Here is a 25,252-nt window from a genome sequence, read left to right as displayed (position 1 = left end):
TGCGGCATTCACCCCTCTTCGTACGGAGCGCACGCGACCGCGGGGCGGCGTGGAGCCTCCAGGAGGGCCCCGGAAGGGGAGAGTTGGGTGGGGCGGGTTGAGGGGGACCGCGGCGATGGCGGTACTGTGCGCGCGCGCCGTCATCGTGGGCGGCGCGGTTATCCCGGAGGATTTTGTGACTCTATTCAGCGGATCATGGCGACGCAGAAGCGCGCTCATAACGGTCGCCGCCGCGGGTGCCCTCGGTGTCGGCCTGGCGGCCACCCCGGCGATGGCGCACACCCCGACCTGGTCGATCACCTGTGACACGGTCAGCCTCGACCTCACCGCCTACGGCAACAGCGACCAGAACACGGTGACGGTCACCGTGGACGGCAAGGATCTGCTGCCGACCGAGAAGTTCCGGAACAACTTCAGCAAGAAGCTGGACCTTCCCGAGCACAGCAGCGAGCTGGCCGTCCGTCTCGTCGTGAAGGCCGCCGACGGCGACCGGTTCTCGCGCGACGAGACCAAGACCGCGCCCGTCTGCGAGGGCTCCACCCCGCCGCCCGCGGAGGAGAGCGAGACCCCCGCTCCGACGCCGTCGGAGGAGCAGCCGAGCGAGTCTCCCAGCGAGGAGCCTTCGGCGAGCGAGAGCCCGAGCGACGAGACCTCGACCCCTCCGGCCGAGAACAGCACCTCTCCCGCCGCCGAGGCTCCCTCGAACGCGCCGAGCCCGGCCGGTGACGACCTGGCCGAGACCGGTTCCTCCAGCTCCACGCCGCTGATCGCCGGTGCCGCCGGTGTCGTTCTGGTCGCGGGCGCGGGCATCATGTGGGCCGCGCGCAAGCGTCGCTCCGCGCAGGGCTGAACCACCGCTTCACGCACCACCCCGCCGCCCCGACCCGACCGGCCCTGATACGGCTGGCCCGTGGGGCCAGGACCGCCGCACCCCAGCGGCGACGGCACCGGGCCGCGGCAGGCCACGAGCGCGTACGGACGGTGTGACCGGCCCCGGCAGGGACCCCGGACATCCCGGCGCACTCTGCGAGCACGTGTGAGACCCCGCGGCGCCCCCGCTCGCGGGGTCTCACCATGTCCGGACCCGGACCCGCCGGTGGCGGGATGCACGGCGCCGCGGGCGCGCGGACAATGAGGGGGTCCGTACGCCGCCGACAGCCTGGGGGCAGCCATGGAGCCGGTGGAGGCCCTCGAAAGGATCGCCTTCCTGCTGGAGCGCTCACGCGCGCAGACCTACCGGGTACGGGCGTTCCGTACGGCCGCGGACATCGTGGCCGCCATGGCACCCGACGAGGTGGCCCGGCGCGCCGCCGACGGGACGCTGGCCGGGGTGCGCGGCATCGGGCCGAAGACCGCGACGGTGGTCCGGGCGGCGGTCGCGGGCGACGTGCCCGAGTATCTGGCCGGGCTGGAGCGGGAGGCGGGGCCGCTCGCGGAGGGCGGCCGGGCGTTGCGCGCCGCGCTGCGCGGCGACTGCCATCTGCACTCGGACTGGTCGGACGGCGGCAGTCCCATCGAGACGATGGGACGCACGGCGGCGGCGCTCGGGCACGCGTGGGCCGTCCTGACGGACCACTCCCCCACGCTCACCGTCGCCCGCGGTCTGACGGCCGAGCGGTTGCGCGAGCAGCTCGGCGTGATCGCGGAACTCAACGAGCGGTGGGCACCGTTCCGGCTGCTGACCGGCATCGAGTGCGACATCCTGCCGGACGGTTCGCTGGACCAGGATCCGGAGCTGCTCGACCGGCTCGACCTGGTGGTGGCCTCGGTCCACTCGAAGCTGCGGATGGACGCCGGGGCGATGACCCGGCGCATGATCACCGCCGTACGCGATCCGCGCACCGATGTGCTCGGGCACTGCACCGGGCGGCTGGTGGCGGCGCGTCAGGGGACGCGGCGCGGTCGCGGGGGCGACGCGGGCGACGGCCGCCGTCCCGAGTCGCGGTTCGACGCAGGGGCGGTCTTCGCCGCCTGCGCCGCGTCCGGCACGGCGGTGGAGATCAACAGCAGGCCGGAGCGGCTCGATCCGCCGCGTCGGCTGCTGCGCGAGGCGGTGGCCGCCGGGGTGTTCTTCGCCATCGACACGGACGCGCACGCGCCGGGCCAGCTCGACTGGCAACAGCTGGGCTGCGCGCGGGCCGAGGAGTGCGGCGTACCGGTGGAGCGCGTCATCAACACCTGGACGGCCGACGGGCTGCGCGCGTGGACGCGGACCCGGGACACGCCCTAGAAGCCTGTCCCGGGGGTCACAGGCTCCAGGTCACCGTGTGGTCCGCGCCGACGAGCGCCGCGAGGACGACGAGGTCGGCGACGCCGAGGGCCAGCCCCAGCAGGGCCCGTCCCCTGCGCGCGGTGCCGCGCCCCAGGGCCAGCCCCGCCAGCACCAGGGCCATGGGGCCCAGCAGGATGTTCATCACCAGCAGGCCCAGCAGCCCGAGGACGAAGGAGGCGACCGCCATGCCGTCGGCGTCACGGCGGTCGGTGCGGCGGGGCGCGGGCGCGGCGCGGGCGGGCGCTTCGGCGGGGGCGGAGGGCTTCGCGGTGGTGGCGGTGGGCGTCATGGCGCGGGCTCCTTTCGGGTGCGGCGGATACGGGTCCGGCGCTCCCGGACGGCGAACAGCAGCAGCCAGCCGCCGATGACCGCGGCGGCGACCAGGCTGACCTGGAGCGGCACATGGGCCACGGTGCCCAGCACGATGCCCATCAGCAGGAGCGCGGCGACGAGGAAGACCATGGACGCCTCCTTGCGGGATGGCACGCGACGGGACGGGACCGGACGATTTGCGCGTACAGTTGTTCACTGAATTGCGAGTCTACGCTTTCTCCCGCGACAGAACAGTTGTTTACTGAATGGCATGAGTCACACTCCGGGAATCCGCCAGGCGCAGAAACAGAGGACCCGTCAGGCCCTGCTGGACGCGGCCCTGGTGCTGCTGGCGGACCAGAGCCTCAGCAGTCTGGGACTGCGTGAGGTGACCCGTGCCGCGGGAGTGGCCCCGACCGCTTTCTACCGTCACTTCCGGGACACCGCCGATCTCGGCACCGCGCTGGTCGAGGAGGCGCTCGGCAGCCTGCACGGGATGATCGCGGGCACGCTGGCCGAGGCGGACAGCGCCGACGAACGCATCGACCGCAGCGTCGAGGTGATCGCCCGCCAGGTCCGCGCCTACCCGGCCCACGTACGGTTCATCGCCCGCGAGCGGCACGGCGGCGTCCGGCCGGTACGGGAGGCGATCGCCGCCGAGCTGGAGCGCTTCTCGCGGGAGGTGGCGAGCGCGCTCGCGGCCCAGCCCGCGTCGGCGGGGTGGAGCGAGGACGATCTGCGGATGCTCGCCGATGTCTACGTCGATCACATGGTGATGACCGCCTCCGCGTTCCTGGACGCCGCCGAGGAGGGACCGCGGGCCCGGGGGCGCGTGGCGTCGCGGGCCCGCCTACAGCTGCGGCTGATCAGCCTGGGCCGCCGCCACTGGCTCGACTGACGCCGCCGCACGGACGCCGCCGCGCGCTCACTCCCGGGACGGGGGCGGCGGCAGGCTCAGCCGGGCGAGGTCGGCTGGCACCTCGCTGTCGGGCCGGAACAGCGGCGCCGCCTCGCCGTCGGCGGCGGTGGCGGGCGCGTCGGTGAGCCGGAAGCGCTCGCGCAGCCGGGTGTAGAAGTCCACGGGCCCCAGCCGCACCAGCCGCAGCCGGTACGTCGCGCCGTACACCCCGACCCAGTCGCCGGGCTCCAGCGCCCCGCTGAGCCGGCCGTCGACGCTCAGCGCCACCGCGCCCGAGTGCGGCAGCACGCGCAGCGCCACCGGTTCGTCGGGCGCGGCCACGATCGTGCGGTCGAAGGTCATGTGCGGCGCCACCGGGGTGAAGACCACGGCGTCCATCCGCGGCGAGAGCACCGGGCCGCCGGCCGCGAAGCTGTAGGCGGTGGAGCCGGTCGGGGTGGCCACGATCAGCGCGTCCGCCGAGTACGAGGCGAGCAGCCGGCCCGCGACGTAGACCCCCAGGTTGACCTGGCGGTCCCGGGCCAGCTTCTCCAGGACGATGTCGTTGACGGCGGTGACGTCCAGCGCCACTCCCCAGCCCTCCTCCTCGCCCGGGTCGCGCGGCAGCACCCGCGGCGGCGGCAGCGCGGGCCCGCGTCCGGGGCGCAGCAGCGCCTCGACGCCGGTGGGCAGCTCCAGGGCGCGCGAGGCCCGCATGGTGAGCGTCATGCGCTCCTCGATGGTGGCCCGGCCCGCGTCGACCGCGTCGAGGGCGCCCGTCACCTCCTCGGCGGGCACCTCGGTGAGGAAGCCGACCCGGCCCAGGTCGACCCCGAGCACGTCGGCGTCGTACCGCGCGGCGATCCGCGCCCCGCGCAGGAAGGTGCCGTCGCCGCCGAGGGTGACGACGAGGCCGGGGTGACCGGCGGGCGGATCCCCGGCGGGCCCGCCCCCCGGCCCCTCGCCGCCGCGCTCCACGTCGATCTCCCGGCAGGGGACGGCCCGCTCGGCGCACCAGGCCCGGACGGCGCGCGCCACCTCGACGGCGGCCGGGCGGCCCCGGTGGACCACGAGCCCGATACGTTGCACAGCCATGCCCACAGCCTCCGTACGCGCCCGGCCGCCCGCCACCCGGCGACGGGCGTCGCCCTCCGCCGTGTCACCCGAATGGCGGATACGAGGGAAGGGCCGCCGACCGCCCCGCACCCCCGTGAGGCCGGGCATCGTGGCGCTCCGGGCACCGGACGCCGCCCTGCCCCGGTTGCCCCGGTGGCCGTCCGGAGGCGCGATGGAGTCGTGCGCGCCTGACCGTGCGGGGCCCGATCCCACAGACGCGCTTCCCCCACGCGAGGAGTGATCGCTGATGTCAGCCGAAGGCGTGTTCGACAACCCCAGCAGTCTGAGCGGCAGGAGTGTGTACGACCAGGACGGTGACAAGATCGGCAATGTAGGTCAGGTCTATGTGGGCGACCGCAGTGGCCGTCCGGAGTGGGTCACCGTACGGACCGGTCTGTTCGGGATGAAGGAGAGCCTCGTCCCGCTCACCGGCGCCCGGCGCGCGGGCGAGGACATCCACGTCCCGTACGCCAAGGACACCGTGAAGGAGGCCCCGCGTCTGGAGGCGGACGAGCATCTCGACCCGGGCCAGGAGAAGCAGCTCTACCACCACTACGGTCTGACGGCCGCGGGCGGTATCGGTACGGCCGCGGGCACGGCGGCCGCGGGCCCCGGGGCCGGGACCTCGATGCCCGCCGACGCGGGCATGTCCACCGGACGCCCGGCGGCGGGCGCCGGGCGGCCCATGGCCGGGATGCGCGGCTCGATGGCCGACGAGAAGGCCGGGCACGCCGAGGAGCTGATCAGGTCCGAGGAGCAGTTGCACGTCTCCACCGAGGAGCGCGAGGTCGGCCATGCCCGGCTGCGCAAGGTCGTCGTCACCGAGAACGTGACGACCACGGTCCCGCTCAGTCACGAGGAGGTGCGCGTCGTGCACGAGGCCATCTCGCCCGAGGACCGGGCCGGTATCCGCGGCTCGCGCATCGGCGAGGCCCAGACCGAGGTGACGCTCCACGCCGATCAGCCGGTCATCAGCAAGGAATCCATCCCGGTCGAGCGCGTCCGGATGGAGACGGAGAAGGTGACCGAGCAGAAGGACGTGTCGGCGGAGGTCCGCAAGGAGCAGATCGAGTACGACACGGACCAGGGCGACCAGGGGACGCGGGGCAAGCGCGGCGGCACCGGCCGCTGACCCGGCTCCACCAGGGCCACCGACCCGGCCCGACGTGCCCGACGCCCCCGCCCGCCACCCCAGGTGGTCGGGCGGGGGCCACGCGTGCGTGGCGCGGGCGTCGGCGGACGACGGCTCAGTAGCTGGCGCTGGGGCTGGCCCCGGTGCTGGCCCCGGTGCTGGCGCTCTCACTCGGGCCGGTGCTGGTGCTGGCGCTGCTGCTCGGGCTGGCACTGGGGCTGGGCGGCGGGGTGGTGACCGGCTTGCCCTCGGTGTCGATCACGTACCACTTGGCGCCGAACTGGGTCTTGTCCTGGCCGTGGGCCTCGCCGGCCCGGTGGTCCTCCCGGTAGGTGTAGAGCGGGTGGCTGTCGTAGGTGACCTGCTTGGTGCCGTCGCCGCGGGTGGTGGTCCCGAGCAGATCGGCCTTGACCCCGCCGGTACCGGCCGCAGGCTTGTTCTTGACGAGCAGCGGACGCCAGACCTTCTCGCAGTTCCCCGAGCAGGACGACTTGTCGGCCTTGTCGGCCTCGAAGATGTAGAGCGTACGGTCCCGGTGGTTGACCAGGATCTCGCCGTAGGGCTCCACCGTCTTCGCCGACACCGTGCCGTGCTTCGCGGCGGGCGAGGACGTCCCCGCGGACGGGGAGACCGATGCGGAGGCGGAGGCCGCCGCGTAGTCGGCGGGCACCTCGGACTTCGACGCGGACGCCCCGCCACCGCTGTCCGAGCATCCGGCGACGGCCGTCGCGCACAGCGCCGCGACGGCCAGCGCGCCGAGCGTCCTGGTGTTGACCTTCATTGATGACTCCTCAGATCAGGGCCGCCCCACGGGCAGCACGGCGCCCGCCCGATCGCGGCCACAGCGCCCACTACACGGCAGCGCGGGACCGCGGGCCACCGGACAGAGCCGTCCGATGTACCCGGTCGCGGCCGGGGCCGCCGATCGGGTGAGGTAGCGTGGGGCCAGCGAAGGGGAGTAGCCCCGCGAACCGGTCGTCGACACACTGGAACCCCCGGGTTCCCGGTGGCCGGGCCCGTCCTGCGGACGGGTGGGCGAGACCTTCGGTCAGGCATTGACGTACCCGCGTTCCCGCGGGTACGCCGTCGTGCCGGACCGAGCGGTCCTCCTTGCTCCTCACGGCGCTTCGCGAAGATCCGGGTCCGGCCCAGAACAGAGAGCCACCCGGAATGAGCCTCGACCCCCTGGCGATCCTCACCGCCTTCGGGCTGATCTTCCTCGCGGAGTTGCCCGACAAGACCATGTTCGCGTCGCTCGCCATGGGCACCCGGATGCGTCCGCTGTACGTCTGGTTCGGAACCTCGACCGCGTTCATCGTGCACGTCGCCCTCGCCATCGGCGCGGGCAGTCTGATCGGGCTCCTGCCCGACTGGACCGTCAAACTCGTCTCGGCCCTCCTCTTCGCCTTCGGCGCCTTCATGCTGCTGCGCGGCGGAGGCGGGGACGAGGAGGAGGCGACCGAGACCAGGACCGTCACCGGTTTCTGGCCCGTCTACTCGACGGCCTTCATGGCCGTCTTCATCAGCGAGTGGGGCGACCTGACCCAGATCACCACCGCCAACCTCGCCGCGAGCAACGGAACCTGGTCGACCGCCATCGGCTCGGCCGCCGCGCTGATGTCCGTCTCCGCGCTGGCCCTGCTGGCCGGCCGGTTCATCGCCACGCGCGTTCCGCTGAAAACCGTCCAGCGGATCGGCGGGCTGTGCATGCTCGGGCTGGCCGTCTGGTCGGTCGCGGAGATCTTCGTGGGCTGACGGCTCCGCCGCGTACCTACGCCCGTGGCCCCCGCGTCGGTGCGGGGGCCACGGGCGTACGAGGGGCCGGGGACCGCCGGGTCAGCCGGTGGGGGTCAGGTGCTCCTTGAGCACGGCGAGGACGTCACGGGCGGCCGTCGGGCCGGTGTTGAGGTAGAAGACGTCGTCGTCGACCGGGATCGCGGTCTTGCCCGCGACGGCCGAGAGGGTGGGCCACAGCGGCGCGTCGGTGAGGGAGGTCACCTTGGCCTCGTCGCCCTGGACGCCGTAGAAGATCCAGTCGGCGTCGGCCCGGTCGAGCTGTTCGTTGCTGATGTCCTCGGACGTGTCGTCGAACCGCTGGCTCTCGGGCCGGCCGAGTCCGGCGTCCTCGGCGATGCTGCCGGTGAACGAGGGCACGCCGAAGACGCGCAGCCGGTCGGCGTTGAGGCGCAGGAAGGAGACCGTGACGGGCTTGTCGAGCGACGCGCCCCAGGCGGCGGCGTCCTTGTGGAAGTCGTCGAGGAACTTCCGCGCCTGCTCGGTCTTGCCCAGGCCGTCGGCGACGAGCAGGAAGTCCTGCTTCCAGTAGAGGCCGGTGCCCTGGGTGGCGACGGTGGGGGCCACGGCGCTCAGCGCGGTGTAGAGGCCCTTGGCGTCCTTGCCCGCGATGTTCATGAGGATCAGGTCGGGCTCGATGTTGGCGATGGACTCGATGTCGGGGTCCACCCGCGAGCCCACGTCGGCCACCTTCGCCAGTGCGGCGGCGTCGTCGGGGTAGTCGTCCTTGAGGTACCCCGGTATCAGATCGGCGCCGTCGCCCCGGGTCGAACCGGCCGGGACCGTGCCGAGGGTGAGCAGCGCGTCGGCCTGGCCGGTGGAGATGACCACGACCTTCCGCGGCGCGGACTTGATGACGGTCTTGCCTTCGAAGTGGCTGACCGTGCGCGGGAACGCGCCGTCCGGTTTGCCGCTGCCCATGCCCTTGGGCACGGTGCGCGGCGCGGTGTGGGTGGCCGAGGCAGGCGAGGCCGACGGGTCGGCGCTCCCGGCGCTCGCCGAGGAGCCGGTCGACCCGGTCGAGCCGTTGGAACAGCCGCTGAGCAGCAGGGCGCCTGCCAGGGCGAAGCCACCGGCGAGACGGGTGAGAGGGAAGTCACGGAAGCGGTACACGATCGCTTAGCTTAGGCTTCCCTAAGTGTTGATGAGTAGGTATGCAGACCATGCGATGGATCACATATCCGGAAGCGAGGATTCCGACGCGGTTCCGCGCCGGTCGCGACGGCGTGGCGGCGGGCGCGGCCCCGCCCTCGGCCGGGCCGTCGTGTTCGCGCTCTGCCTCGGCGTCGTGTTCCTGCTCGTCCTGGTGAGTCTGGGCGTCGGCGCGCGGACCATTCCGCCGACGACCGTGTGGCGCGTGCTGGCGCACGACGACGGCAGCGCCGAGGCCATCATCGTGTGGCGGCTGCGGATGCCGCGGACGGTGCTCGCGGTCGCGATCGGCTCGGCGCTCGCCCTGGCCGGTGTCGTCATGCAGGCCATCACCCGCAATCCGCTGGCCGAGCCGGGCATCGTGGGCATCAACTCCGGTGCCTCGTTCGCGGTGGTGATCGCGATCGCCGCGTTCGGGGTGACCAGCGTGTCCGGCTATCTCTGGTTCGCCTTCACCGGAGCCGTGCTGGCGGCGCTGCTCGTCCACTCCCTCACCGCGGGCAGCGCCCGGGGCCACCACCACACCCGGCTGGTGCTGGCGGGGGCGGCCCTGTCGGCGAGTCTGGGGGCGGGGACGGGGATCCTCACCATGTTCGACTCCAAGGCGTTCGACTCGTACCGCTTCTGGGTGGTGGGGTCGCTGGAGAACCGGGGCTCCGAGGCCCTCACCGCCGCCCTGCCGTTCATCGCGGTCGGCGCGCTGATCGCGCTCGCGCTCGGCCCTTCCCTCAACGCGCTGGCGCTGGGCGACGAGACGGGCGCCGCGCTCGGACTCCGGGTGCCCTGGGTGCGCGCGGCGGGGTTCCTCTCCGTCATGCTGCTGTGCGGCGCCTCGACCGCCGCCGCAGGACCTGTCTCCTTCGTCGGGCTGGTCGTCCCGCACGTCCTGCGGCTGCTGCTCGGGCCCGATCTGCGCCGCCTGCTGGTCTTCTCGCTGCCCGGCGGCGCGATCCTGCTGCTCCTGAGCGACATCACCGGCCGGGTCGTCGCCCGGCCCGGCGAGATGGAGGTCGGTATCGTCACCGCGTTCGTGGGCGCCCCCGTGCTGCTCTGGCTGGTCACCCGGCGGCGGGAGGTGACGGCGGCATGACCACCTCTCGGCCGTCCCTGACCTCCCGGAAGACCACTCCCCCGCCGCCGGGCCCCGACGCCGACCGGGTCCCCCTCGCGCGCCGGGATCCGGCCCCGGCGGCGGCGACCCGGGTGGCGCGGCTCCCCGGCGGTGTCACGCTGCGCTACTCGGGCCGGGCGGCGGCCGTCGGCGCCGTCCTGCTGCTGGGGTGCGCGGCCGTGTGGACGCTCACCCTGTTCACCGGCACGTACCGCATCGACACGGCGGGGATCGCCGATGTCCTGCTGCACGGGGGCGGCTCCGCCACGGACCGGTTCATCATCGTCGGCCAGCGGCTGCCCCGGGTCTGCGCGGCGCTGCTCGTGGGGGCGGCCCTCGGGCTGTCCGGGGCGCTGTTCCAGAGCCTGTCGCGCAATCCGCTGGGCAGCCCCGACGTCATCGGGTTCACCACCGGATCCACCAGCGGCGCGCTCGTCGTCATCCTGGCCGGGGGCTCGGGCGCCGGGGTGGGGGTCGGCGCGGGCTCGGTGCTCGGCGGGCTGGCCACGGCGGTCGTGGTGTACGGCGTGACCGCGTCGCGGGGCGTCTCGGGCAACCGGCTGGTCCTCGCGGGCATCGCGGTCGGCGCCATGCTGGCCTCCGTCAACGACTATCTGCTCACCCGGGCCGATCTGGAGTCGGCGGAGAGCGCGAAGGCGTGGACCTTCGGCAGCCTCAACGCCGTCTCCTGGCCCCAGGTCACTCCGCTGGCGCTCGCCCTGCCCGTGCTCGTGGTGGCGACGCTGGCCGTGGGCAGGCCCCTGCGGCTGATGGAGATGGGGGACGACACCGCCGGTGCCCTCGGGGTGGACATCGCGCGGGTGCGGGCGTTCGCCCTGCTGCTCGGGGTCGCCCTGGCGGGTGCGGCGATCGCCGTCGCCGGGCCCATCGGCTTCCTGGCGCTGGCGGCGCCGCAGCTGGCCCGCAGAATCACCCGCTCCCCCGGCGCCCCGATCGGCTCGGCCATGCTGACGGGCGCGCTGATCCTGGCCACCGCCGACCTGCTGGCACAGCGGCTGCTCGCCCCCTTCCAGATCCCGGTGGGCCTGGTCACCGGGGCCCTCGGGGGCCTGTACCTGCTGTGGCTGCTGGCACGGGAGCGCTCCGCCGCCCGGCCCGGCTGACGGCGCGTTCAGCGCGCCGACGCCTCCTGGTCGCGCAGCGCCCGCTCGACGGCGTCCCGTACCCGGGCCGCCTCCCGCTCCGCGCTCCGGGCGCGGCGGCGGCGCCGCCGCACCGCCGCCGTGACCACGGCGGCGGCCAGCAGCGCGAGCGCGAGCAGCGCGGCCCAGGGGACGGCCCAGCCGCGCGCGGTGGCCACGACCGGGTCCAGCGCGGTGGTGGAGCCCGCCGCGTCGGTGATCGCCGGGGTGAGGGTCGCCGTCGCGGTCAGGGTGAGCGCGGGCACCACGCCGCGGACGGGCACGGTCACCTTCCATCGTTCGCCGGGCAGCAGCTCCGGTGCCGGGGCGACGGCCGCCGCCTCGGTCCCGAACATGCCGAACGGGCCCACGACCGAGGCCGTCTGGCGGGCCGACAGCGTGGTGTTGCCGGTGTTGTGGATCGTGTAGCCGAGGGTGGCGTCCCCCTTGGCGAAGGGGGTTGAACGGGCCGCTGTAGTCGACGTGGAGGTCCTCGACGGCGAGTCGCGGGGGCGAGCGCTCCGCTGACGCGCAGCTTGACGCGGATCCCGAGGCGGCGGTCCACGTTGATGCCCTCGGCCTCGTCGGACTGGCGCAGGGAGGTGACGACGCCGCCCACGTAGTCGCCGGGGGTGGCGTTGCCGGGGACGCTGAGGGTGAAGGGGACCGTGACGGTCTTGCCGGGCCCGATGGTGACGGTGTCACGGCCGGCGCGGGTCCAGGCACCGACCGCGACGGACTTCTCGCCGCCGGGCAGCAGGTCGAGCCGGCCCGTGTTGGTGGTGAATCCGTCGGCGGCGTAGACGGCGAGGCGCAGCGGGACCTTGCCGCGGTTGGCCACGACCATGGCGTCCTCGACCTCGCCGCCCGGGTTGACCGCGTGGCTGAAGCTGGACCGGTCGGCGCCGTAGCTGTTGGGGGCCGTCCTGACCGTCCAGGTGACGTCGTCGTCCCGGGTGGCGGCGGGGCCGGCGGACACCCCCGCGGCGGCGAGCGCCGCGACGAGGACGGTGAGCAGCGCCAGGCGGCGGTGCGGGTGCGGGAGGCGGCGGTGTTCCGGCGCGTGACGGGCGCGTGCATCTCGGGTTCTCCTGGAGCGGGAGGCGGGGCAGGGCACCGTCGACCCTCACGCCCCGGCCCGGCTCCTGGGACGGGGTCCACCCGTCGAAGGGCTACCGCGTGGTGCTGCTCACCTCCGGTACCGACGCTCCGACCGGGGCGCTGGTGAAGGCGGTCGGGAACTGGGCCGAGGAGGAGGGTGCCGACCTGAGAACGGTGGTCGCCGACCACCCGTCCGGCCTCGTCCCCGCCATCACCAGGGCGCTCGACCTGACCCCGGACCTGATCATCAGCGCGGGCAACGATCTGGTCGATCCGCTCGCCCTGGTCTCGGCGAGCCATCTGGCGCAGCACTTCCTGGTCGTGGGAGCGGAGCTGGCCGAGCCGACGGCCAATGTCACCGCGGTGGGCTGGCCCGGCGCCTCGTTCCGCGGCGAGGGGCTGGGCGCGTCCTCGGCGTACGACCCGGGATCGTTCACCGCCGAGCGGTGCGCGAGCGCCGTGCGGGCCGGCGTGGCCGCCGTGCTGGGCGAGCTGACGGGGATCGTGATCCGGCTCGACGCGTGAGCGCGATCCCGGGGGCGCGCGGCCGGCTCCCGCCGGGGCGGCTCTCCTCGGCGGCACCGCCCATAACGGGGCGAACCACCCGTCCACTTCCCGGGCCGGTTCATCCCATGGCGTGAATGGCGGCCCGGTCCATCCCGGAGTGTCCGGGACCGGCTGAAGTGGACGTCTATGGCACGGCTAGCCTGGTGTCATGAACCGTGGCCACTCACGCGCACCCGCTCCGGCCGACCGGAGCGCCTGCTCGGTCCTGCCCGGCACCGGGGAGAGCCTGGACGATCTCCTGGTGCAGATCGCCGAGGGCAGCCGGACGGCGTTCGCCCGGCTGTACGACCACACGGCGCCCCTGGTCTTCGCCGCCGCCGTCGAGGCGACCTCGTCGCCGTCGGCGGCCGAGGAACGGGTCGCCGCCTCGTACGTACGGATCTGGAAGTCGGCCGCGGCCTACCGGCCGGGCCCCGACGCCATCTCCTGGATCCTGCACCAGACCCGGGGCGGTGACGGCTGACCGGAGCCGTGCCGGGGCGGCGGAACATCATCGGCCCGTACCAGTACGCCGGTTCGGCCGCGGCGCGTACTCTCTAGGAGGAGATGTCGCCCGCACCGTCCGAGAGCAGGAACCCGACACCGTGAACAGCCTCAGCCGCACGTATGACGTCCTGCTGGTGGAGGACGATCCGGCCGACGCGCTGCTCATCGAGGAAGCCCTCCGGGAGCACGGCATGGCCCGCTCCATCAGCCAGGCGGAGGACGGGCTGGCGGCGCTCGACTATCTGCGGGACCCCGCGAACGCCCGTCCCGACCTCATCGTGCTGGATCTGAACATGCCCCGCATGAACGGCCGGGAGCTGCTGGAGGTCCTCAAGGACGACCAGCGGCTGCTGACCATCCCGGTCGTGGTCCTGACCACCTCGGGCGCCCCCGACGACGTGCGCGCGGCCTACGACCGGCACGCGAACGCGTATGTCGTCAAACCGCTCCACCTGGACGAATTCACCCGCGCGGTACGGAGCATCGACGCGTTCTTCCTGGAGACGGCGATCCAGGCGCCGCCGAGCTGAACCCACGTCATCCGCCGGGGCCGCCCGGCCGGGCCGCGCGGGGACGCGGGCGGCCCGGTGTCTACGATGGCCGCATGAGACGGCCACCGCGCGGCGGGCACCCGCACCCCCGGACGCGGCTCGCGCTGCTGCTCGCCGTGGTGGCCGGGCTGCTGGCGATGCACGGACTGGCTCCGGCTTCCGCCCTCGCGTCGCATCCGGTCTCCGGGGGAATGGCCGCCCATGACGTGGCGGCCGACGCCGCGCACTGCGCGGCCCCGGGGCACCGGGACGGCGGCGGCCACGCGGAACACGCGGACGCCACCTGCGCGGCGACCGGTACGAGCGGTGGTCCCGTCCTGCCGTCGGCCCTCGCCCCCGGCCCGCTCCAGGACCCGGACCGCCCGACGGCGGCGTGGCCCGCCGGAGCGGGCGGGCGCGGTGACCGGGCTCCACCGTCCCTGAGCCTGCTCCCACTCCTGCGCATATAGGCGCTCCTCGCGGCCCGCCGCGCCCGCACGGGTGCGGCGGCCGCGTCCGGCATGCCTCTCGCACGCACGTACACGCACAGGAGTCGACCGACCATGACGTCATACCGTTCCACGATCCGCCGGGCGGCCCTCGCCCCCGCCGCCCTCTGCGCCGCGCTCGTCCTCGGCGGCTGCGCGGGCCAGAGCGGCGGCTCCGCCGGGCACACCGCACACGACGGCGCCTCGCCGTCCACCGGCGCCTCACCGTCCACCGGCGCCTCGCCGTCCGCCGCCGCCTCGTCCGCCGGGTCCGCGCACAACGCCGCGGACGTGTCCTTCGCGCGGGACATGATCCCGCACCACCGGCAGGCGGTGGAGATGGCGGACCTCGCCGTCACCCGGGCCTCGTCCGCCGAGGTGAGGAAGCTGGCGTCGGAGATCAGCAAGGCCCAGGACCCGGAGATCAGGACCCTGTCCGGCTGGCTCACGGCCTGGGGCGAGCAGGTTCCGGCGCGCGGCGCGGGGCACCACTCCGGCCACACCATGCCCGGCATGATGGACGAGGGCGACATGTCGGCGCTGGAGAAGTCCTCCGGCCCGGCGTTCGACACCGCGTTCCTGAAGCTGATGACCGCTCACCACGAGGGCGCCGTCGCGATGGCCGGAACCGAGGTGGCGGAAGGGGCCCACGGGGGCGCCAAGAAGCTGGCGCGGAGCGTCATCTCCTCCCAGACGGCGGAGATCAGCCGAATGCGGTCGTCGGCGCGGGGATAGCCGACGGCCCGCCCGCGCCGTCGGCCGGGGTGGGCTCCGCCAGGTGCCGCCCCGGGGCGGGGCACAGCTCCCGGCCGGGGCGCGGGTCCGTACGGCGCGTCGCGTCCGCGACGGCCACCGTGGTCCCGGTCGCGGCCGGCTCCGCGACGAGGCGCGCGGCGTAGGCCGTGCAGCTGAGCTGCAGTACGGCGAGAGCGCTGAGCATCCGGCGAGCGGGGACCTCGATGAAGATCGCGTCGCCCTTCACCACGGTGCGCGGGAGCGTGCCGGTCGCGATCGCCCCGGTCAGTTCGGTGCTCACGCCCTGGTGCGCCTCCTCCTCCGTCGGGCCCAGGTAGACCAGCTCGACGGCCTCGGCCACCTCGGGCGGCGCGCCGTCGCCGGTACGGAGCACCGGTAGCAGCTCGCCGTCCCGTACGAAGAAGAGGTACGTCGCGGCCCGCACTCCGGTCGCCGGTTCCCCGACCTCCACCACACCGGTGGTGGGGATCCGGCAGCCGGAGAGCAGGGCGAGCACGGTGATCAGCAGCGCGGACGCCCGCGCCGCGCGCACCGGCCTCCGGGATGTCATACGGGCCCCTCCTCGTCGCTCGGGCCCGCGGACGTGGTGTCCACCGCGCCAACCGGGATGTCCACGGTGAAGACGGCGCCGCCCCCGGGGCGGTTCGCCGCCCGCAGAGTGCCGCCGTGCAGCAGGACGTTCTCCCTCGCGATGGCGAGGCCCAGCCCGCTGCCCTCGGTACGGGTGCGGGCGGTGTCCGACTTGTAGAAGCGCTCGAAGACGTACGGGAGCACGTCCGGCGGGATGCCGGGGCCCTGGTCGGTGACCTCCACGACGGCGCGCCCCGGCGCGGCGCCGCCCTCTTCGCCCGCGCCGCCCTCTTCGCCCGCGCCGCCCTCCTCGCCCGCGCCGCCCTCCTCGCCCGCGCCGCCCGGCGCCGCGTACAGCCGTACCCGGACGGGCGCGGCGCCGTGGCGCAGCGCGTTGGCGACCAGATTGGCGACCACCACGTCGAGGCGGCGCGGATCGGCCCGTACCCGGAGGGCGTCGGGGGGCGGCAGGTCGGTCTCGACGGTGTCGGTCCAGCCCCGGGAGGCGAGGGTGCGGCGGAGCGATTCGGCGAGATCGATCTCGTCGGCGCGCAGCTCGGCCGCTCCGGCGTCGAAGCGGGAGACCTCCATGAGGTCGTCCACCAGCCGGGAGAGTTTCACGGTCTCCTGGCTGATGAGCCGTACGGCGGTCGCGGTGTCCGGGTCGAGGTGGCGCGCGTCCTCGTCGAGGACCTCGGTCACCGCGGACATGGCGGCCAGCGGCGTGCGCAGTTCGTGGGAGACGTCGGCGGCGAAGGCGCGGGCGCGGGCCTCCATCCGGCGCAGCTCGGCGACGGACCGGTCGAGCGCGGAGGCGGTCTCGTTGAAGGTCCTCGAGAGGTCGGCCAGTTCGTCGGTGCCGTGTACGGCGAGCCGGGTGTCGAAGCGGCCCTCGGCCATGCTGCCCGCGGCGCGGCGCAGTGCGCGCACGGGGCGCAGTACCCCGCGCGCGGCGAGCAGCGCGAGGACGACGGCGAGGCCGAGGGCGGGCAGTACGGCGCGCTGGACGGCCGGGACGAGCGCGTCGACGTACGCCTGTTCCTCGCGCTGCGGGACGACGAGGAAGACGGTGAGCCCGGAGAGTCTGCGGTTGGCGGGCGCGTCGGAGGCGTAGGTGACCGGCAGGCCGACGACCAGGACGGTGCGCTCGCCCCTGGCGACCCGCTGGAAGACGGCGGCGGCCCGTTCCGACGTGGCGCGCGCCAGCTCAGGGGTGAGTTCGGAGAAGTCGTCGCCCGCTGTCGAGGTGGCGCGCAGTTCCTGGTAGGTGACCAGTACCCGCCATCCCTGGGAGCGGCCGACCCGGGCCACCTCGCCGGCGAACACGTCCATCGTGACCTGGTCGTGAGCGGAGCCGAACCCGGGCGCGAGGGTGTTGACATGGTCGCGGAACTGCTTGACGACCGCGTCCTGGCTCTGCTTGAGCACCCCCGTACGCGCCTCCCGGAAGGTCAGCGCGCCGGTGGTGAGCGTGCCGGCCACCGCGACGAGGGTGAAGGCGACGACGAGGCGGACCCGCAGCCCGCTGATCCGGGGGAAGCGGCGCGGCAGGCCGCGCAGGACCGCGGCGAAGGCGCGGCGCCCGGTCATGCGGCCCTGAACCGGTAGCCGAAGCCGCGCACGGTGAGGATGTAGAGCGGCGCCCCTGGCGGCTCGGACATCTTCAGGCGCAGCCGCTTCACACAGGCGTCCACCAGCCGGATGTCGCCGTGGTAGCTGTGTTCCCAGACCGCTTCGAGGAGCTGCTGACGGCTGAAGACCTGCCCCGGGGAGGCCGACAGGGTCAGCAGCAGCCGCATCTCGGAGAGGGCGAGCGCCACCGGCTCGCCCCGCAGTGTGATGTCCAGACCGGCGCGGTCGATGGTCAGCTCGCCGTGGGTCTCGACGCGCGGAGTGTCGGTGCCGGGGACGCCGATCCTGCGCAGCACGGCGCGGATCCGGGCTTCGAGGACGCGCGCCTGGACGGGTTTGACGACGTAGTCGTCGGCTCCGGCCTCCAGACCGACGATGACGTCGACGTCGTCGCCGCGCGCGGTGGCCATGATGATCGGCACCTGCCCGCCGGACCTGATCCTGCGGCAGACGTCCAGCCCGCTCATCCCGGGCAGCATCAGATCGAGCACCACGACGTCGGGCCGGAAGGACCACAGTCGCTCCAGCCCCTCCTCCCCCGTCGCGACGGCGGCGACGTCGTGGCCCTGACGGCGCAGGGCCAGCTGTACGCCCTCGCGTACGGCGGGGTCGTCTTCGATGAGCAGGACACGTGGCATGTGCTCAGTATCCGTAGGCCCGGCGGCCGGATTCACCCGGGCGGGCCCCCGAAGGGAACTGTTACGGGACGATCATATTGGTGTCAGGGGGTCCGGTTCGCGACCGATCCGTGACCTCTTCGTTATCTTCTGGTCCACGGTTGATCACACACCGGCTCCAGCCTCGACCTTCATGACACACCGCACGCCCCCTTCCCGACCGGACCGCCGCCGTCGCGGCGGTCGCCGCTCCCGGGCCTCGGCGCACCGGGGGCCCACCCGTCGCGGCATGCTCATGGCGGGCTCCTTCGCGGTGATCGCGCTGGCGACGGTCGGCTACGTGGCGATGGCGCACGGGGAGCGGAGCGAGGCGTCCGCCGGAGCCGGGCGGGAGAGCGGGGGCGGCGGGAGGCCGAGCGCGTCGGCCACGGGCCGGGTGGAGGCCGACGGCGCGCCGTCACGGCGGCCGGCCGGGCGCTCCGCGGCCTCCCCCTCGGCGTCGCCCACCGGCTCCGCCTCGTCCGGCACCGGCTCCCGGGCGAAGGACATCCCGGCGGCGGGGCCGGGCACGTTCACCGCGGCGGCGGGTGGCGGCGGGCGGATCGGCAAGGGCGCGAAGGTGCTGCGCTACGCGGTCTCCGTCGAGGACGGTCTCGAACTCTCCGCCGCCGAGACGGCCGAGGAGGTGGACCGGATCCTCGCGGATCCGCGGGGCTGGACGGCCGACGGGATCTCGTCGTTCCAGCGCGTGTCGAGCGGCGCGACCGACTTCGAGGTGAAGGTGGCGACTCCCGGCACCGTGGACCAGATCTGCGGGGAGTACGGCCTGGACACCGGCGGCGAGGTCAACTGCAGCGTCGGCAGCCAGGTGATGGTGAACCTGAAGCGCTGGCTGCTGGCCACCCCGTTCTACGTCCAGGACATCCCCCAGTACCGTGCGCTGATCGTCAACCACGAGGTGGGGCACTTCCTCGGACACGGCCATCAGACCTGCCCAGGTCCCGGCCGGCCCGCGCCCGCGATGATGCAGCAGATCAAGGGGTTGCACGGCTGCGTGATCAACGCCTGGCCCTACGACGCGGACGGAAAGGCCATCACCGGACCGCCGGTGCCGTGACCGCGCCGCGGCGCCATGCCCGGGGCACCGTACCCGCGGCGTGGCGCCGCGGCGCGGGCCGCCCGGCTGCGCGTCAGCCTCCGACGGGGAGCCGCATCTCGGGCCGGTCCCACATCACGGCGGGCGGCCTGGCGGCCTCGGTACCGGTCCGTACCGCGCCCATCCCCCGGTAGAAACCCTCGGCGGGCGGATGCGCGACGACCCGGACGGATTCGATCCCGGCCGCGCGCGCCCGCTCTCGCAGATCGCCGATGAGCAGACGTCCCGTCCCCAGCCCCTGGACGTCGTTGGCGACGAACATGAGATCGAGTTCGGGCGGGTCGAGGAGCAGGGCGTAGAAGCCGAGGACCCGCCCGTCGGCGGCGACGGCCACGAAGACCTGATGGGCCTCGATGTAGTCGGGCCCCACCCGGTATCCGGCGACCATGGAGGCGTACGGGCCTTCGTAGGCGCGGGAGGTACGGACGAGCCGGGTCAGCCGCTTGGCGTCCCGCGCGGTCGCGCGGCGGACCGCGACGACGGGGGTACGGCCCGCCGCGCCCGGTCCAGTAAGTCTCGATGCCATGGGGAGAGTATTACCCGGGCACGGGGGTACCCGGCAACCCGCGTGGCAGCGGTGCCCCCTGCGGCTGCCGTGACGGGGCCCGGGGAACGTCCGCGCCACCTTTCGTCCCGGTCCTCGTTGAGGTAGGTCATGACGCGGTTGAAGGACTGGCCCACCAGCCCGTGCGGAAAGACCGACAGGGCGCCCCGCGCGTCCGGGTCGTCGCGGAAGTCGGCGGCATCCCACGGTCGCAGGGAGTTCCCCGCGACAGAATCCTCCGCATCGCACCGCCCGTAAAGAAATCCCCCCGCGCCCTTCGGCTTATTGGCATGAACCTGTCGGCGCGTCACGATGGAATCGCGTCATCCCGTTCCCCCACGGACACCACATCCGGGAGACCCCCTTGGAAGCCCAGAGCCCCACCCCGTCCCGCCGTACGCTGCTGCGTTCCGGGGCCGGTCTCGGCGCCGCCGCGCTCGGCCTCGCCGCCACCGCTCCCACCGCCGCGCGGGCCGCCGACTGGGCGGCCGTCGCGTATCCGCCCACGCACTGGATCCCCGCCTCGGCCTCCAACTACACGGTGTCCAGCCGCCCCACGGCCTATCCCGTCGACTTCGTCGTCGTCCACGTGACGCAGGAGACCTTCCCGGACGCGATGAAGATCTTCCAGGACCCCGCCAAGAAGGTCTCCGCGCACTACATGGTCGCCTCCGCCGACGGCTACATCGGCCAGTTCGTGCGGGAGAAGGACATCGCCTGGCACGCGGGCAACTGGGACTACAACACCCGCGCCATCGGCATCGAGCACGAGGGCTGGGTGGACCGGCCCGAGTACTTCACGGACGCGCTGTACTCCGCGTCCGCCGCCCTCACCGCAGCCGTGTGCGACCGGTACGGGATTCCCCGGACCCGCGCGCACATCATCGGCCACAGTGAGGTCCCCGGCGCGACCCACACCGATCCCGGCCCGCTGTGGGACTGGGACCGCTACCTCCGGCTCGTCAAGGCTCAGCCCGCCGCGCTGGCATGATCGACCGTCAGCGGATCGAAGGCGATACGGGTCGTCGACCCGTCGTCCGACCACCGCACCTCGGCCGTGGCTCCCGCCACGCTCACCTCGCTCACCGCCGCGGACAGCGGAGCGGCGTCGGTGTCCCCGGTGAGCGAGGCGAGGGCCACCAGGAGCGTGGTGCCCCCGGCCTCTCCGGTGAGCCGGGGGACGACGGCCCAGCGGGTGAAGGCCGTGCCCCGCGGAGCCCGTACCTCGTCGGCCGACTCCCAGCCGTGCAGGGCGTGCAGGGCGGAACGCACGTCCTCGTCCGGGCCGGTCGCCCAGCCCGTCTGCCGTACCAGCGCCCCGGCGGGCGCGCCCACCACCCGGTGCGCCCGCAGCTCGTGTCCGCCGCGCACCACCGTGACGCTCTCCACCCGCAGCCCCGGCACCATGGGCGCGCCCGTGCCGAAGACCGGGCGGTGCCAGGAGGCGGCCCAGCCCCAGCCGTCACCGCCACCGGCGCCCAGCGGGTGGATGCGGCGGCGCTCGCTGAGGCGGCCCGCCAGCTCCACGGCGAGGTGGTTGTCGGCCACGTTGGCCGCGGCGGTCGGTCCGGTGCGGGTCGAGTAGGCGTGCCGACTGTAGTGCGGATCGTCCGCCACCTCCGCCTCCCCCTCGTGCGGGCGGATGTGGTCGCTGCCGTGGTTGTGCAGCCGTACGATGCCGTCGGCCCGGGTGGAGTGCACCAGCAGCCCCGGCGCCGACAGTGCGAGCACCCGGTCGGGGCCCTCGCTGGGCGCGGGCTCCTCGGGGGCCGTCCACAGCGGATCGTCCTCGGGGGCGAGCAGCGCGACGAACGCCTTGGAGGCCCAGTACGGCGAGGCGGGGCCCGAGTAGTGCTGGAGCGTCGCGTCGTGCGGGCCGTGCCAGCCGAGGCTGAGCAGCCCGTCCGTTCCGGTCGCGCCCCGGTCCAGGAAGTAGCGCAGCGATCCGTTCACCAGCCGCCGTGAGACCCCGGCGGTGAGCGGGGTGTGTCCGGTGACGGCGCCCAGCGCGACCGCCGCTCCCGCCGCGAACCGGTAGGACAGCGACCGGCCGAAGTGGATCGGCGCGCCGTCCGCGCCGAACAGCAGGGAGAAGCTCTCCAGGTGTTCGCGCAGCCGGGCACCGTAGTGCGCGGACTGTTCCGTGTCCCCGGCCAGATGGGCGTCGAGGACGGGATACAGGTGCAGGGCCCAGCCGTTGTAGTGGTCGAAGGCGCGGCTGTCGCCGTCGGCGTACCAGCCCTGCCCCCGGTACCAGCCCTCCAGCAGTTCGAGCGCCCGCTCCCTGGCGCGGGCGGTCTCCGCGTCCCCGCGGCCGACCGACTCCAGGAAACCGGCCACCGAGTAGGGGAACAGATACCAGTTGTTGGGCGCGGGGGTGTGCCGCAGCGCGCCGCGCAGCCACTCCTCGGCGCGGTCCTGGACACCGGCGTCGAGCCGGTCCCAGAGCCAGGGCGCGGTCAGCCGCAGTCCGATGGCGACGGAGGCGGACTCGACCATGGGCTGGCCCTGGACGTGGTGGTCGAGGATGAGCGGCCAGGACTCGGTGTCGTCGCGGCCCGGCGTACGGGTGCCCGCCGCCAGCCCGTCCGCGTACCGCTCCAGCCAGCCGTGCGGGTCCTCGCCGCCGGCGCCCGCCACCCGGAATCCGGCGGCGAGGAACGTACGGGCGTAGCCCTCCAGGCCGTCCGAGCGCACGCCGGAGCCCGAGGGCCGTCCCGGCAGGTCGAGCAGCGCGCTGCCGGGGGTGGCCCACTGCCACGCGGCGCGCAGCAGCCCGTCCGCGGTGGCCTCCCAGTGCGCCCGGGTGTAGCCGGTGTGCGGGCTGAGCGCGCGGTCCTCGGCGGGGAGTTCGAGGGGAGAGGGAAGAGGGACGGGCGAGGGAGAGGTGGCGGGAGCGGTCATGCGAGGAAGGCCATCCTTTCGCGGGGTACGGGATGGGCGAAGCCGTCGCCTGCGGTCCAGCGGGTGACCTCGGCGACGGCCAGTTCGGCCAGCCGCCGCAGCTCGTTGCCCTGGGAGCCCGCGAGATGCGGGGTGATGAGCGCGTTCTCGCACTCCCACAGCGGGTGGTCGGGGGGCAGGACGTCGGGTTCCGTCACATCGAGTACGGCCCTGACGCGCCGGGCCCTGACCACGTCGACCAGGGCGTCCTGGTCGACCACGGCGCCGCGCGCGGTGTTGATCAGGACGCTGTCCGGTCGCATGGAGGTGAGCAGTGCGCGGCTGACGAGTCCGTGTGTGGCGGGCAGCAGCGGGGTGTGGACGCTCACCACGTCGGCGCGCGTGAACAGTTCGCCGAGGCCGACGGGGCGGACGCCGAGGGCGGCGGCCTCGGCGTCGGAGACGTACGGGTCGTGCAGCAGTACCCGCATGTCGTAGGGGCGCAGCAGCTCGATGACGCGTCGGCCGATCAGGGAGGCGGAGAGGATGCCCACGGTCCGGCCGTAGTTGCCGGTGCCGGGGGCGGTGAGCGACGACTCCTCCCGGCGGCGCGAGGCGCGCAGTGCGTGGGCGCGCTCCAGGGCGTGTTTGCCGGAGAGCAGGATCATCGCGACGGTGTACTCGGCCACCGGCAGGGCGTTGGCGGCGGCGGCCGAGGAGACCTCGATGCCGCGTTCCCAGCACGCCTCGGTGATGTGCCCGCGTACCGTGCCCGCCGTGTGCACGACGGCGCGCAGCCGGGGCGCGGCGGCCAGCGCGGCGGCGTCGAGGGGCGGGCAGCCCCAGCCGGTGACGAGGAGTTCCACGTCCGCGAGGACGGCGCGGGCGCGGGCGGTGGTGAAGTCGTCCAGCACGGGCGGCGGTTCGAGGTCGCAGACGGCGCCGAGGGCGGTGAGGGCCCCGGGGTCGAGGACGGCCGCCGCCGCGTCCGGCCGCATGGCGAGTGCGGCGCGCGGCCGGGGGCGCTCCCGGGGGGCTGCGGTCGCTGGGGTGTCCATGGAACTCCTGGTACGTGGGTGGGGGTGGTCCGGCAGGGTGCTACTTGACGGCTCCGGCGGTGAGGCCGGACTTCCAGAAGCGCTGGAGCAGGGCGAAGGCGAGGATCAGCGGGATGACCGCGAGCAGCGAGCCCATGATCACCACCGGGTAGTACTCGGGCGAGACCGACGCGGCGCTGTTCCAGGCGTAGAGGCCCAGGCTGACCGGGTACAGGTCCTGGTCGGAGAGCATCACCATGGGGAGGAAGAAGTTGTTCCAGATGGTGGTGAGCTGGAAGAGGAAGACGGTGACGAGGCCGGGGCCGAGCATCCGCAGGGCGACGCGTACGTAGGCGGTCAGTTCGCCCGCGCCGTCCACGCGCGCCGCTTCGAGTACCTCGTCGGGGACGTAGCCCTGGCTGAAGATCCGGCCGAGGTAGACACCGAAGGGGTTGAAGAGCACGGGGATGAACACGGCCCAGAAGGTGTTGACCAGGCCGGTGCCGGAGGCCAGCAGGTAGAGCGGCAGCGCGAGGACGGTCTGCGGGACCATCACGGCGGCGAGCACCAGCCCGAACAGCTTCTCCTTGTGGGGGAAGCGGTACTTGTCGAAGGCGTAGCCGCAGGCGACGGAGATCAGCGCGCCGAGGGTGGCGCCGAGGACCGCGTAGAGCAGGCTGTTGCCGTACCAGCGCGCGTAGAGCCCGTCGTCCATGGCGAACAGGTCCTTGACGTTCCGCACGAAGGAGAAGCCCCCGGCGGAGAGCAGATCGCTCCTGAACAGGGCGTCGCGGTCCTTGCCCGCCGCCAGTACCAGCCAGAGCACCGGCAGCAGGGTGTAGAGCACCGAGACGCCGACGACGAGGTTGACGACGGAGCGGCCGAGGAGGCGCGGGCGCAGCGCGGCCGGTGTGGTGCCGGTGCGCGCGGTGTGCCGGGGGGTGCGCGCCGGGGTGGGCGGGGCGGTGCTCGTCGCGCTCATCGGGCGGCCTCCTCTTGGTCGTTGACGCGGCTGGTCCAGCGGGTGACGAAGTAGGAGAGGGCGACGGTGCACAGCAGCAGGACGACCGAGGCGGCGGCGGCCAGGCCGTAGTTGTTACGGGTGAACGCGGCGTCGTAGATGTACATGCTGGGCGAGAACCGGGCGCCGATCATCGGGGTGGACCAGCTGAGCAGCATCGGTTCGGTGAAGAGCTGGAGGGCGAAGATGAGGGTGAACATGGTCACCATCACGAGGGAGGAGCGCACCAGCGGGGTCTTGACCTGGAGTGCGGTGCGCAGGGGCCCCGCGCCGTCCACGACGGACGCCTCGATCACCTCGCGCGGTACGGCCTGGAGGGCGGCGTAGAAGACCACCATGTTGTAGCCGAGGTTGCTCCACAGCGCGATGTTCACGATGGACGGGAGCACGGTGTGGATGCCGAGGAAGTCGACGGTGAGGTCGGCCTTGCCGAGCAGTTCGATGACCGGGCTGATGCCGGGGGTGTAGAGGTAGAGCCAGATGAGGGCGGCGATGATGCCGGGCACGGCGTGCGGCAGGAAGAGCGCGAGCTGGGCCCACGCGCGCAGCCGCACCACTCCGGAGTCGAGCAGCAGGGCCAGTGCGAGGGCGCCGATCACGAGCGGCGGGATGTAGAAGACGCAGTACAGGACGACGGTGCCGAGGCTGCCGAGGAAGGTGGGGTCGGTCAGGACGGCGGTGTAGCTGCGCAGTCCGACGAAGAGGGTGCGGCTGGGGCCGAAGCCGAGTCCCGGGTGGTCCTCGCCGAAGAAGCTGAGGCGGATCGCGGTGGCGACGGGGATCAGGAAGACCGCGATCAGGAGGGCGAAGAACGGGGCCATCAGGACGGCGCACGCGACGAGTTCGCGGCGTCGGGCGGGCTTCCGGCCGCCGGGCGCGGCGGCGGGGGCCGCGGGTGGGCCGGTGGGCTCCGGCGCGGCGGGGCCGCGCGGCGC

Annotated in this window: 29 protein-coding genes; 14 read left to right on the top strand and 15 right to left on the bottom strand. The window is 73.8% G+C overall.

Going from position 1 to position 25,252, the window contains the following annotated elements; all coding sequences use genetic code 11:
• The first annotated feature begins 175 nt into the window (after positions 1–175).
• Complete coding sequence (locus tag DVH02_RS09790; RefSeq protein WP_199566227.1) at positions 176–850, top strand: LAETG motif-containing sortase-dependent surface protein; 675 nt, start codon at positions 176–178, stop codon at positions 848–850.
• Between the two features lie 321 nt (positions 851–1,171).
• Positions 1,172–2,230 (top strand): PHP domain-containing protein, encoded by a 1,059-nt coding sequence (locus DVH02_RS09785; protein ID WP_114623368.1) that lies wholly within the window; start codon positions 1,172–1,174, stop codon positions 2,228–2,230.
• Between the two features lie 16 nt (positions 2,231–2,246).
• Here DVH02_RS09785 and DVH02_RS09780 read toward each other — a convergent pair whose 3' ends face one another.
• Positions 2,247–2,561 carry a DUF4190 domain-containing protein gene (locus DVH02_RS09780; RefSeq protein WP_114623367.1) on the bottom strand — a complete coding sequence of 105 codons (315 nt, stop codon included), beginning with the start codon at positions 2,559–2,561 and terminating at the stop codon, positions 2,247–2,249.
• Complete coding sequence (locus tag DVH02_RS34730) at positions 2,558–2,758, bottom strand: hypothetical protein (RefSeq protein WP_147286027.1); 201 nt, start codon at positions 2,756–2,758, stop codon at positions 2,558–2,560. Before DVH02_RS34730 ends, DVH02_RS09780 begins: the two co-directional genes overlap by 4 nt.
• Before the next feature lie 97 nt (positions 2,759–2,855).
• Here DVH02_RS34730 and DVH02_RS09775 point away from each other — a divergent pair, with 97 nt between their 5' ends.
• The gene (locus DVH02_RS09775) at positions 2,856–3,482 is read left to right on the top strand and encodes a TetR family transcriptional regulator (RefSeq protein ID WP_114623366.1); all 627 of its coding nucleotides are present in this window, start codon (positions 2,856–2,858) and stop codon (positions 3,480–3,482) included.
• A gap of 27 nt (positions 3,483–3,509) precedes the next feature.
• On the opposite strand, the gene DVH02_RS09770 is transcribed toward DVH02_RS09775, so the two are convergent.
• Positions 3,510–4,577: an NAD(+)/NADH kinase gene (locus DVH02_RS09770; protein ID WP_114623365.1), complete on the bottom strand. Its 1,068-nt coding sequence runs from the start codon at positions 4,575–4,577 to the stop codon at positions 3,510–3,512.
• A gap of 268 nt (positions 4,578–4,845) precedes the next feature.
• Between DVH02_RS09770 and DVH02_RS09765 the strand changes: the two genes are divergently transcribed.
• Positions 4,846–5,730: a DUF2382 domain-containing protein gene (locus tag DVH02_RS09765; protein WP_114623364.1), complete on the top strand. Its 885-nt coding sequence runs from the start codon at positions 4,846–4,848 to the stop codon at positions 5,728–5,730.
• A gap of 115 nt (positions 5,731–5,845) precedes the next feature.
• Here the strand turns inward: DVH02_RS09765 and DVH02_RS09760 are convergent, their stop codons facing one another.
• Positions 5,846–6,511: a COG4315 family predicted lipoprotein gene (locus tag DVH02_RS09760; protein WP_114623363.1), complete on the bottom strand. Its 666-nt coding sequence runs from the start codon at positions 6,509–6,511 to the stop codon at positions 5,846–5,848.
• A gap of 389 nt (positions 6,512–6,900) precedes the next feature.
• Between DVH02_RS09760 and DVH02_RS09755 the strand changes: the two genes are divergently transcribed.
• Positions 6,901–7,485 (top strand): TMEM165/GDT1 family protein, encoded by a 585-nt coding sequence (locus DVH02_RS09755; RefSeq protein ID WP_114623362.1) that lies wholly within the window; start codon positions 6,901–6,903, stop codon positions 7,483–7,485.
• Between the two features lie 81 nt (positions 7,486–7,566).
• On the opposite strand, the gene DVH02_RS09750 is transcribed toward DVH02_RS09755, so the two are convergent.
• Complete coding sequence (locus DVH02_RS09750; protein WP_199566226.1) at positions 7,567–8,637, bottom strand: ABC transporter substrate-binding protein; 1,071 nt, start codon at positions 8,635–8,637, stop codon at positions 7,567–7,569.
• Positions 8,638–8,692: 55 nt separating this feature from the next.
• Between DVH02_RS09750 and DVH02_RS09745 the strand changes: the two genes are divergently transcribed.
• On the top strand, positions 8,693–9,766 hold the full coding sequence (locus DVH02_RS09745) for a FecCD family ABC transporter permease (RefSeq protein WP_114623361.1): 1,074 nt from the start codon (positions 8,693–8,695) through the stop codon (positions 9,764–9,766).
• On the top strand, positions 9,763–10,911 hold the full coding sequence (locus DVH02_RS09740) for a FecCD family ABC transporter permease (RefSeq protein ID WP_114623360.1): 1,149 nt from the start codon (positions 9,763–9,765) through the stop codon (positions 10,909–10,911). The genes DVH02_RS09745 and DVH02_RS09740 overlap by 4 nt, the downstream gene beginning before the upstream one ends.
• 8 nt (positions 10,912–10,919) lie before the next feature.
• Here the strand turns inward: DVH02_RS09740 and DVH02_RS35985 are convergent, their stop codons facing one another.
• Both DVH02_RS35985 and DVH02_RS09735 read right to left on the bottom strand, forming a co-directional pair.
• Positions 10,920–11,219 carry a hypothetical protein gene (locus tag DVH02_RS35985; RefSeq protein WP_233518126.1) on the bottom strand — a complete coding sequence of 100 codons (300 nt, stop codon included), beginning with the start codon at positions 11,217–11,219 and terminating at the stop codon, positions 10,920–10,922.
• The gene (locus tag DVH02_RS09735; RefSeq protein WP_233518125.1) at positions 11,216–12,046 is read right to left on the bottom strand and encodes a WxL protein peptidoglycan domain-containing protein; all 831 of its coding nucleotides are present in this window, start codon (positions 12,044–12,046) and stop codon (positions 11,216–11,218) included. The genes DVH02_RS35985 and DVH02_RS09735 overlap by 4 nt, the downstream gene beginning before the upstream one ends.
• 62 nt (positions 12,047–12,108) lie before the next feature.
• Between DVH02_RS09735 and DVH02_RS09730 the strand changes: the two genes are divergently transcribed.
• The 5 genes from DVH02_RS09730 to DVH02_RS09710 all read left to right on the top strand — a co-directional run bounded on the left by DVH02_RS09730 (position 12,109) and on the right by DVH02_RS09710 (position 14,836).
• Positions 12,109–12,555, top strand: a complete 447-nt coding sequence (locus tag DVH02_RS09730; RefSeq protein ID WP_233518124.1) for a type 1 periplasmic-binding domain-containing protein — start codon at positions 12,109–12,111, stop codon at positions 12,553–12,555.
• Between the two features lie 190 nt (positions 12,556–12,745).
• A complete protein-coding gene (locus DVH02_RS09725) occupies positions 12,746–13,060 on the top strand; it encodes a sigma-70 family RNA polymerase sigma factor (protein WP_114623359.1) in 315 nt (104 codons plus the stop codon).
• A gap of 121 nt (positions 13,061–13,181) precedes the next feature.
• Positions 13,182–13,613, top strand: coding sequence for a response regulator (locus tag DVH02_RS09720; RefSeq protein ID WP_114623358.1), 432 nt, complete (start codon positions 13,182–13,184; stop codon positions 13,611–13,613).
• 74 nt (positions 13,614–13,687) lie between these two features.
• Complete coding sequence (locus DVH02_RS09715; RefSeq protein WP_114623357.1) at positions 13,688–14,083, top strand: DUF6153 family protein; 396 nt, start codon at positions 13,688–13,690, stop codon at positions 14,081–14,083.
• A gap of 93 nt (positions 14,084–14,176) precedes the next feature.
• On the top strand, positions 14,177–14,836 hold the full coding sequence (locus DVH02_RS09710) for a DUF305 domain-containing protein (RefSeq protein ID WP_114623356.1): 660 nt from the start codon (positions 14,177–14,179) through the stop codon (positions 14,834–14,836).
• Here the strand turns inward: DVH02_RS09710 and DVH02_RS09705 are convergent.
• From DVH02_RS09705 to DVH02_RS09695, 3 genes are read right to left on the bottom strand one after another with little or no spacing between them, the layout of a single operon-like run.
• Positions 14,805–15,407 (bottom strand): hypothetical protein, encoded by a 603-nt coding sequence (locus DVH02_RS09705; protein ID WP_147286026.1) that lies wholly within the window; start codon positions 15,405–15,407, stop codon positions 14,805–14,807. The two genes, DVH02_RS09710 and DVH02_RS09705, sit on opposite strands and share 32 nt — an antisense overlap.
• On the bottom strand, positions 15,404–17,017 hold the full coding sequence (locus DVH02_RS09700) for a sensor histidine kinase (RefSeq protein ID WP_114623354.1): 1,614 nt from the start codon (positions 17,015–17,017) through the stop codon (positions 15,404–15,406). Before DVH02_RS09700 ends, DVH02_RS09705 begins: the two co-directional genes overlap by 4 nt.
• On the bottom strand, positions 17,014–17,697 hold the full coding sequence (locus tag DVH02_RS09695; protein WP_114623353.1) for a response regulator transcription factor: 684 nt from the start codon (positions 17,695–17,697) through the stop codon (positions 17,014–17,016). Before DVH02_RS09695 ends, DVH02_RS09700 begins: the two co-directional genes overlap by 4 nt.
• Before the next feature lie 268 nt (positions 17,698–17,965).
• Between DVH02_RS09695 and DVH02_RS09690 the strand changes: the two genes are divergently transcribed.
• Positions 17,966–18,793, top strand: a complete 828-nt coding sequence (locus DVH02_RS09690) for a DUF3152 domain-containing protein (protein ID WP_233518123.1) — start codon at positions 17,966–17,968, stop codon at positions 18,791–18,793.
• A 73-nt stretch (positions 18,794–18,866) separates the two neighbouring features.
• Here DVH02_RS09690 and DVH02_RS09685 read toward each other — a convergent pair whose 3' ends face one another.
• Complete coding sequence (locus DVH02_RS09685) at positions 18,867–19,358, bottom strand: GNAT family N-acetyltransferase (RefSeq protein WP_114623352.1); 492 nt, start codon at positions 19,356–19,358, stop codon at positions 18,867–18,869.
• A 382-nt stretch (positions 19,359–19,740) separates the two neighbouring features.
• Between DVH02_RS09685 and DVH02_RS09675 the strand changes: the two genes are divergently transcribed.
• Positions 19,741–20,367 (top strand): N-acetylmuramoyl-L-alanine amidase, encoded by a 627-nt coding sequence (locus DVH02_RS09675; protein WP_114623351.1) that lies wholly within the window; start codon positions 19,741–19,743, stop codon positions 20,365–20,367.
• Here the strand turns inward: DVH02_RS09675 and DVH02_RS09670 are convergent.
• From DVH02_RS09670 to DVH02_RS09655, 4 genes are all read right to left on the bottom strand, one after another.
• The gene (locus DVH02_RS09670; protein ID WP_114623350.1) at positions 20,346–22,280 is read right to left on the bottom strand and encodes a DUF2264 domain-containing protein; all 1,935 of its coding nucleotides are present in this window, start codon (positions 22,278–22,280) and stop codon (positions 20,346–20,348) included. The two genes, DVH02_RS09675 and DVH02_RS09670, sit on opposite strands and share 22 nt — an antisense overlap.
• Positions 22,277–23,317, bottom strand: coding sequence for a hydroxyacid dehydrogenase (locus tag DVH02_RS09665; protein WP_114623349.1), 1,041 nt, complete (start codon positions 23,315–23,317; stop codon positions 22,277–22,279). The genes DVH02_RS09670 and DVH02_RS09665 overlap by 4 nt, the downstream gene beginning before the upstream one ends.
• A gap of 40 nt (positions 23,318–23,357) precedes the next feature.
• A complete protein-coding gene (locus DVH02_RS09660; RefSeq protein WP_233518122.1) occupies positions 23,358–24,278 on the bottom strand; it encodes a carbohydrate ABC transporter permease in 921 nt (306 codons plus the stop codon).
• Positions 24,275–25,252 (bottom strand): carbohydrate ABC transporter permease (locus DVH02_RS09655; protein ID WP_233518121.1); only part of this gene is annotated, 978 nt, incomplete at its 5' end. The genes DVH02_RS09660 and DVH02_RS09655, both read right to left, overlap by 4 nt.

Origin of the sequence: Streptomyces corynorhini (assembly GCF_003346515.1) — a bacterium.
Lineage (GTDB): Bacteria > Actinomycetota > Actinomycetes > Streptomycetales > Streptomycetaceae > Streptomyces > Streptomyces corynorhini.
This window is presented reverse-complemented; position numbering and strand designations above follow the sequence as displayed.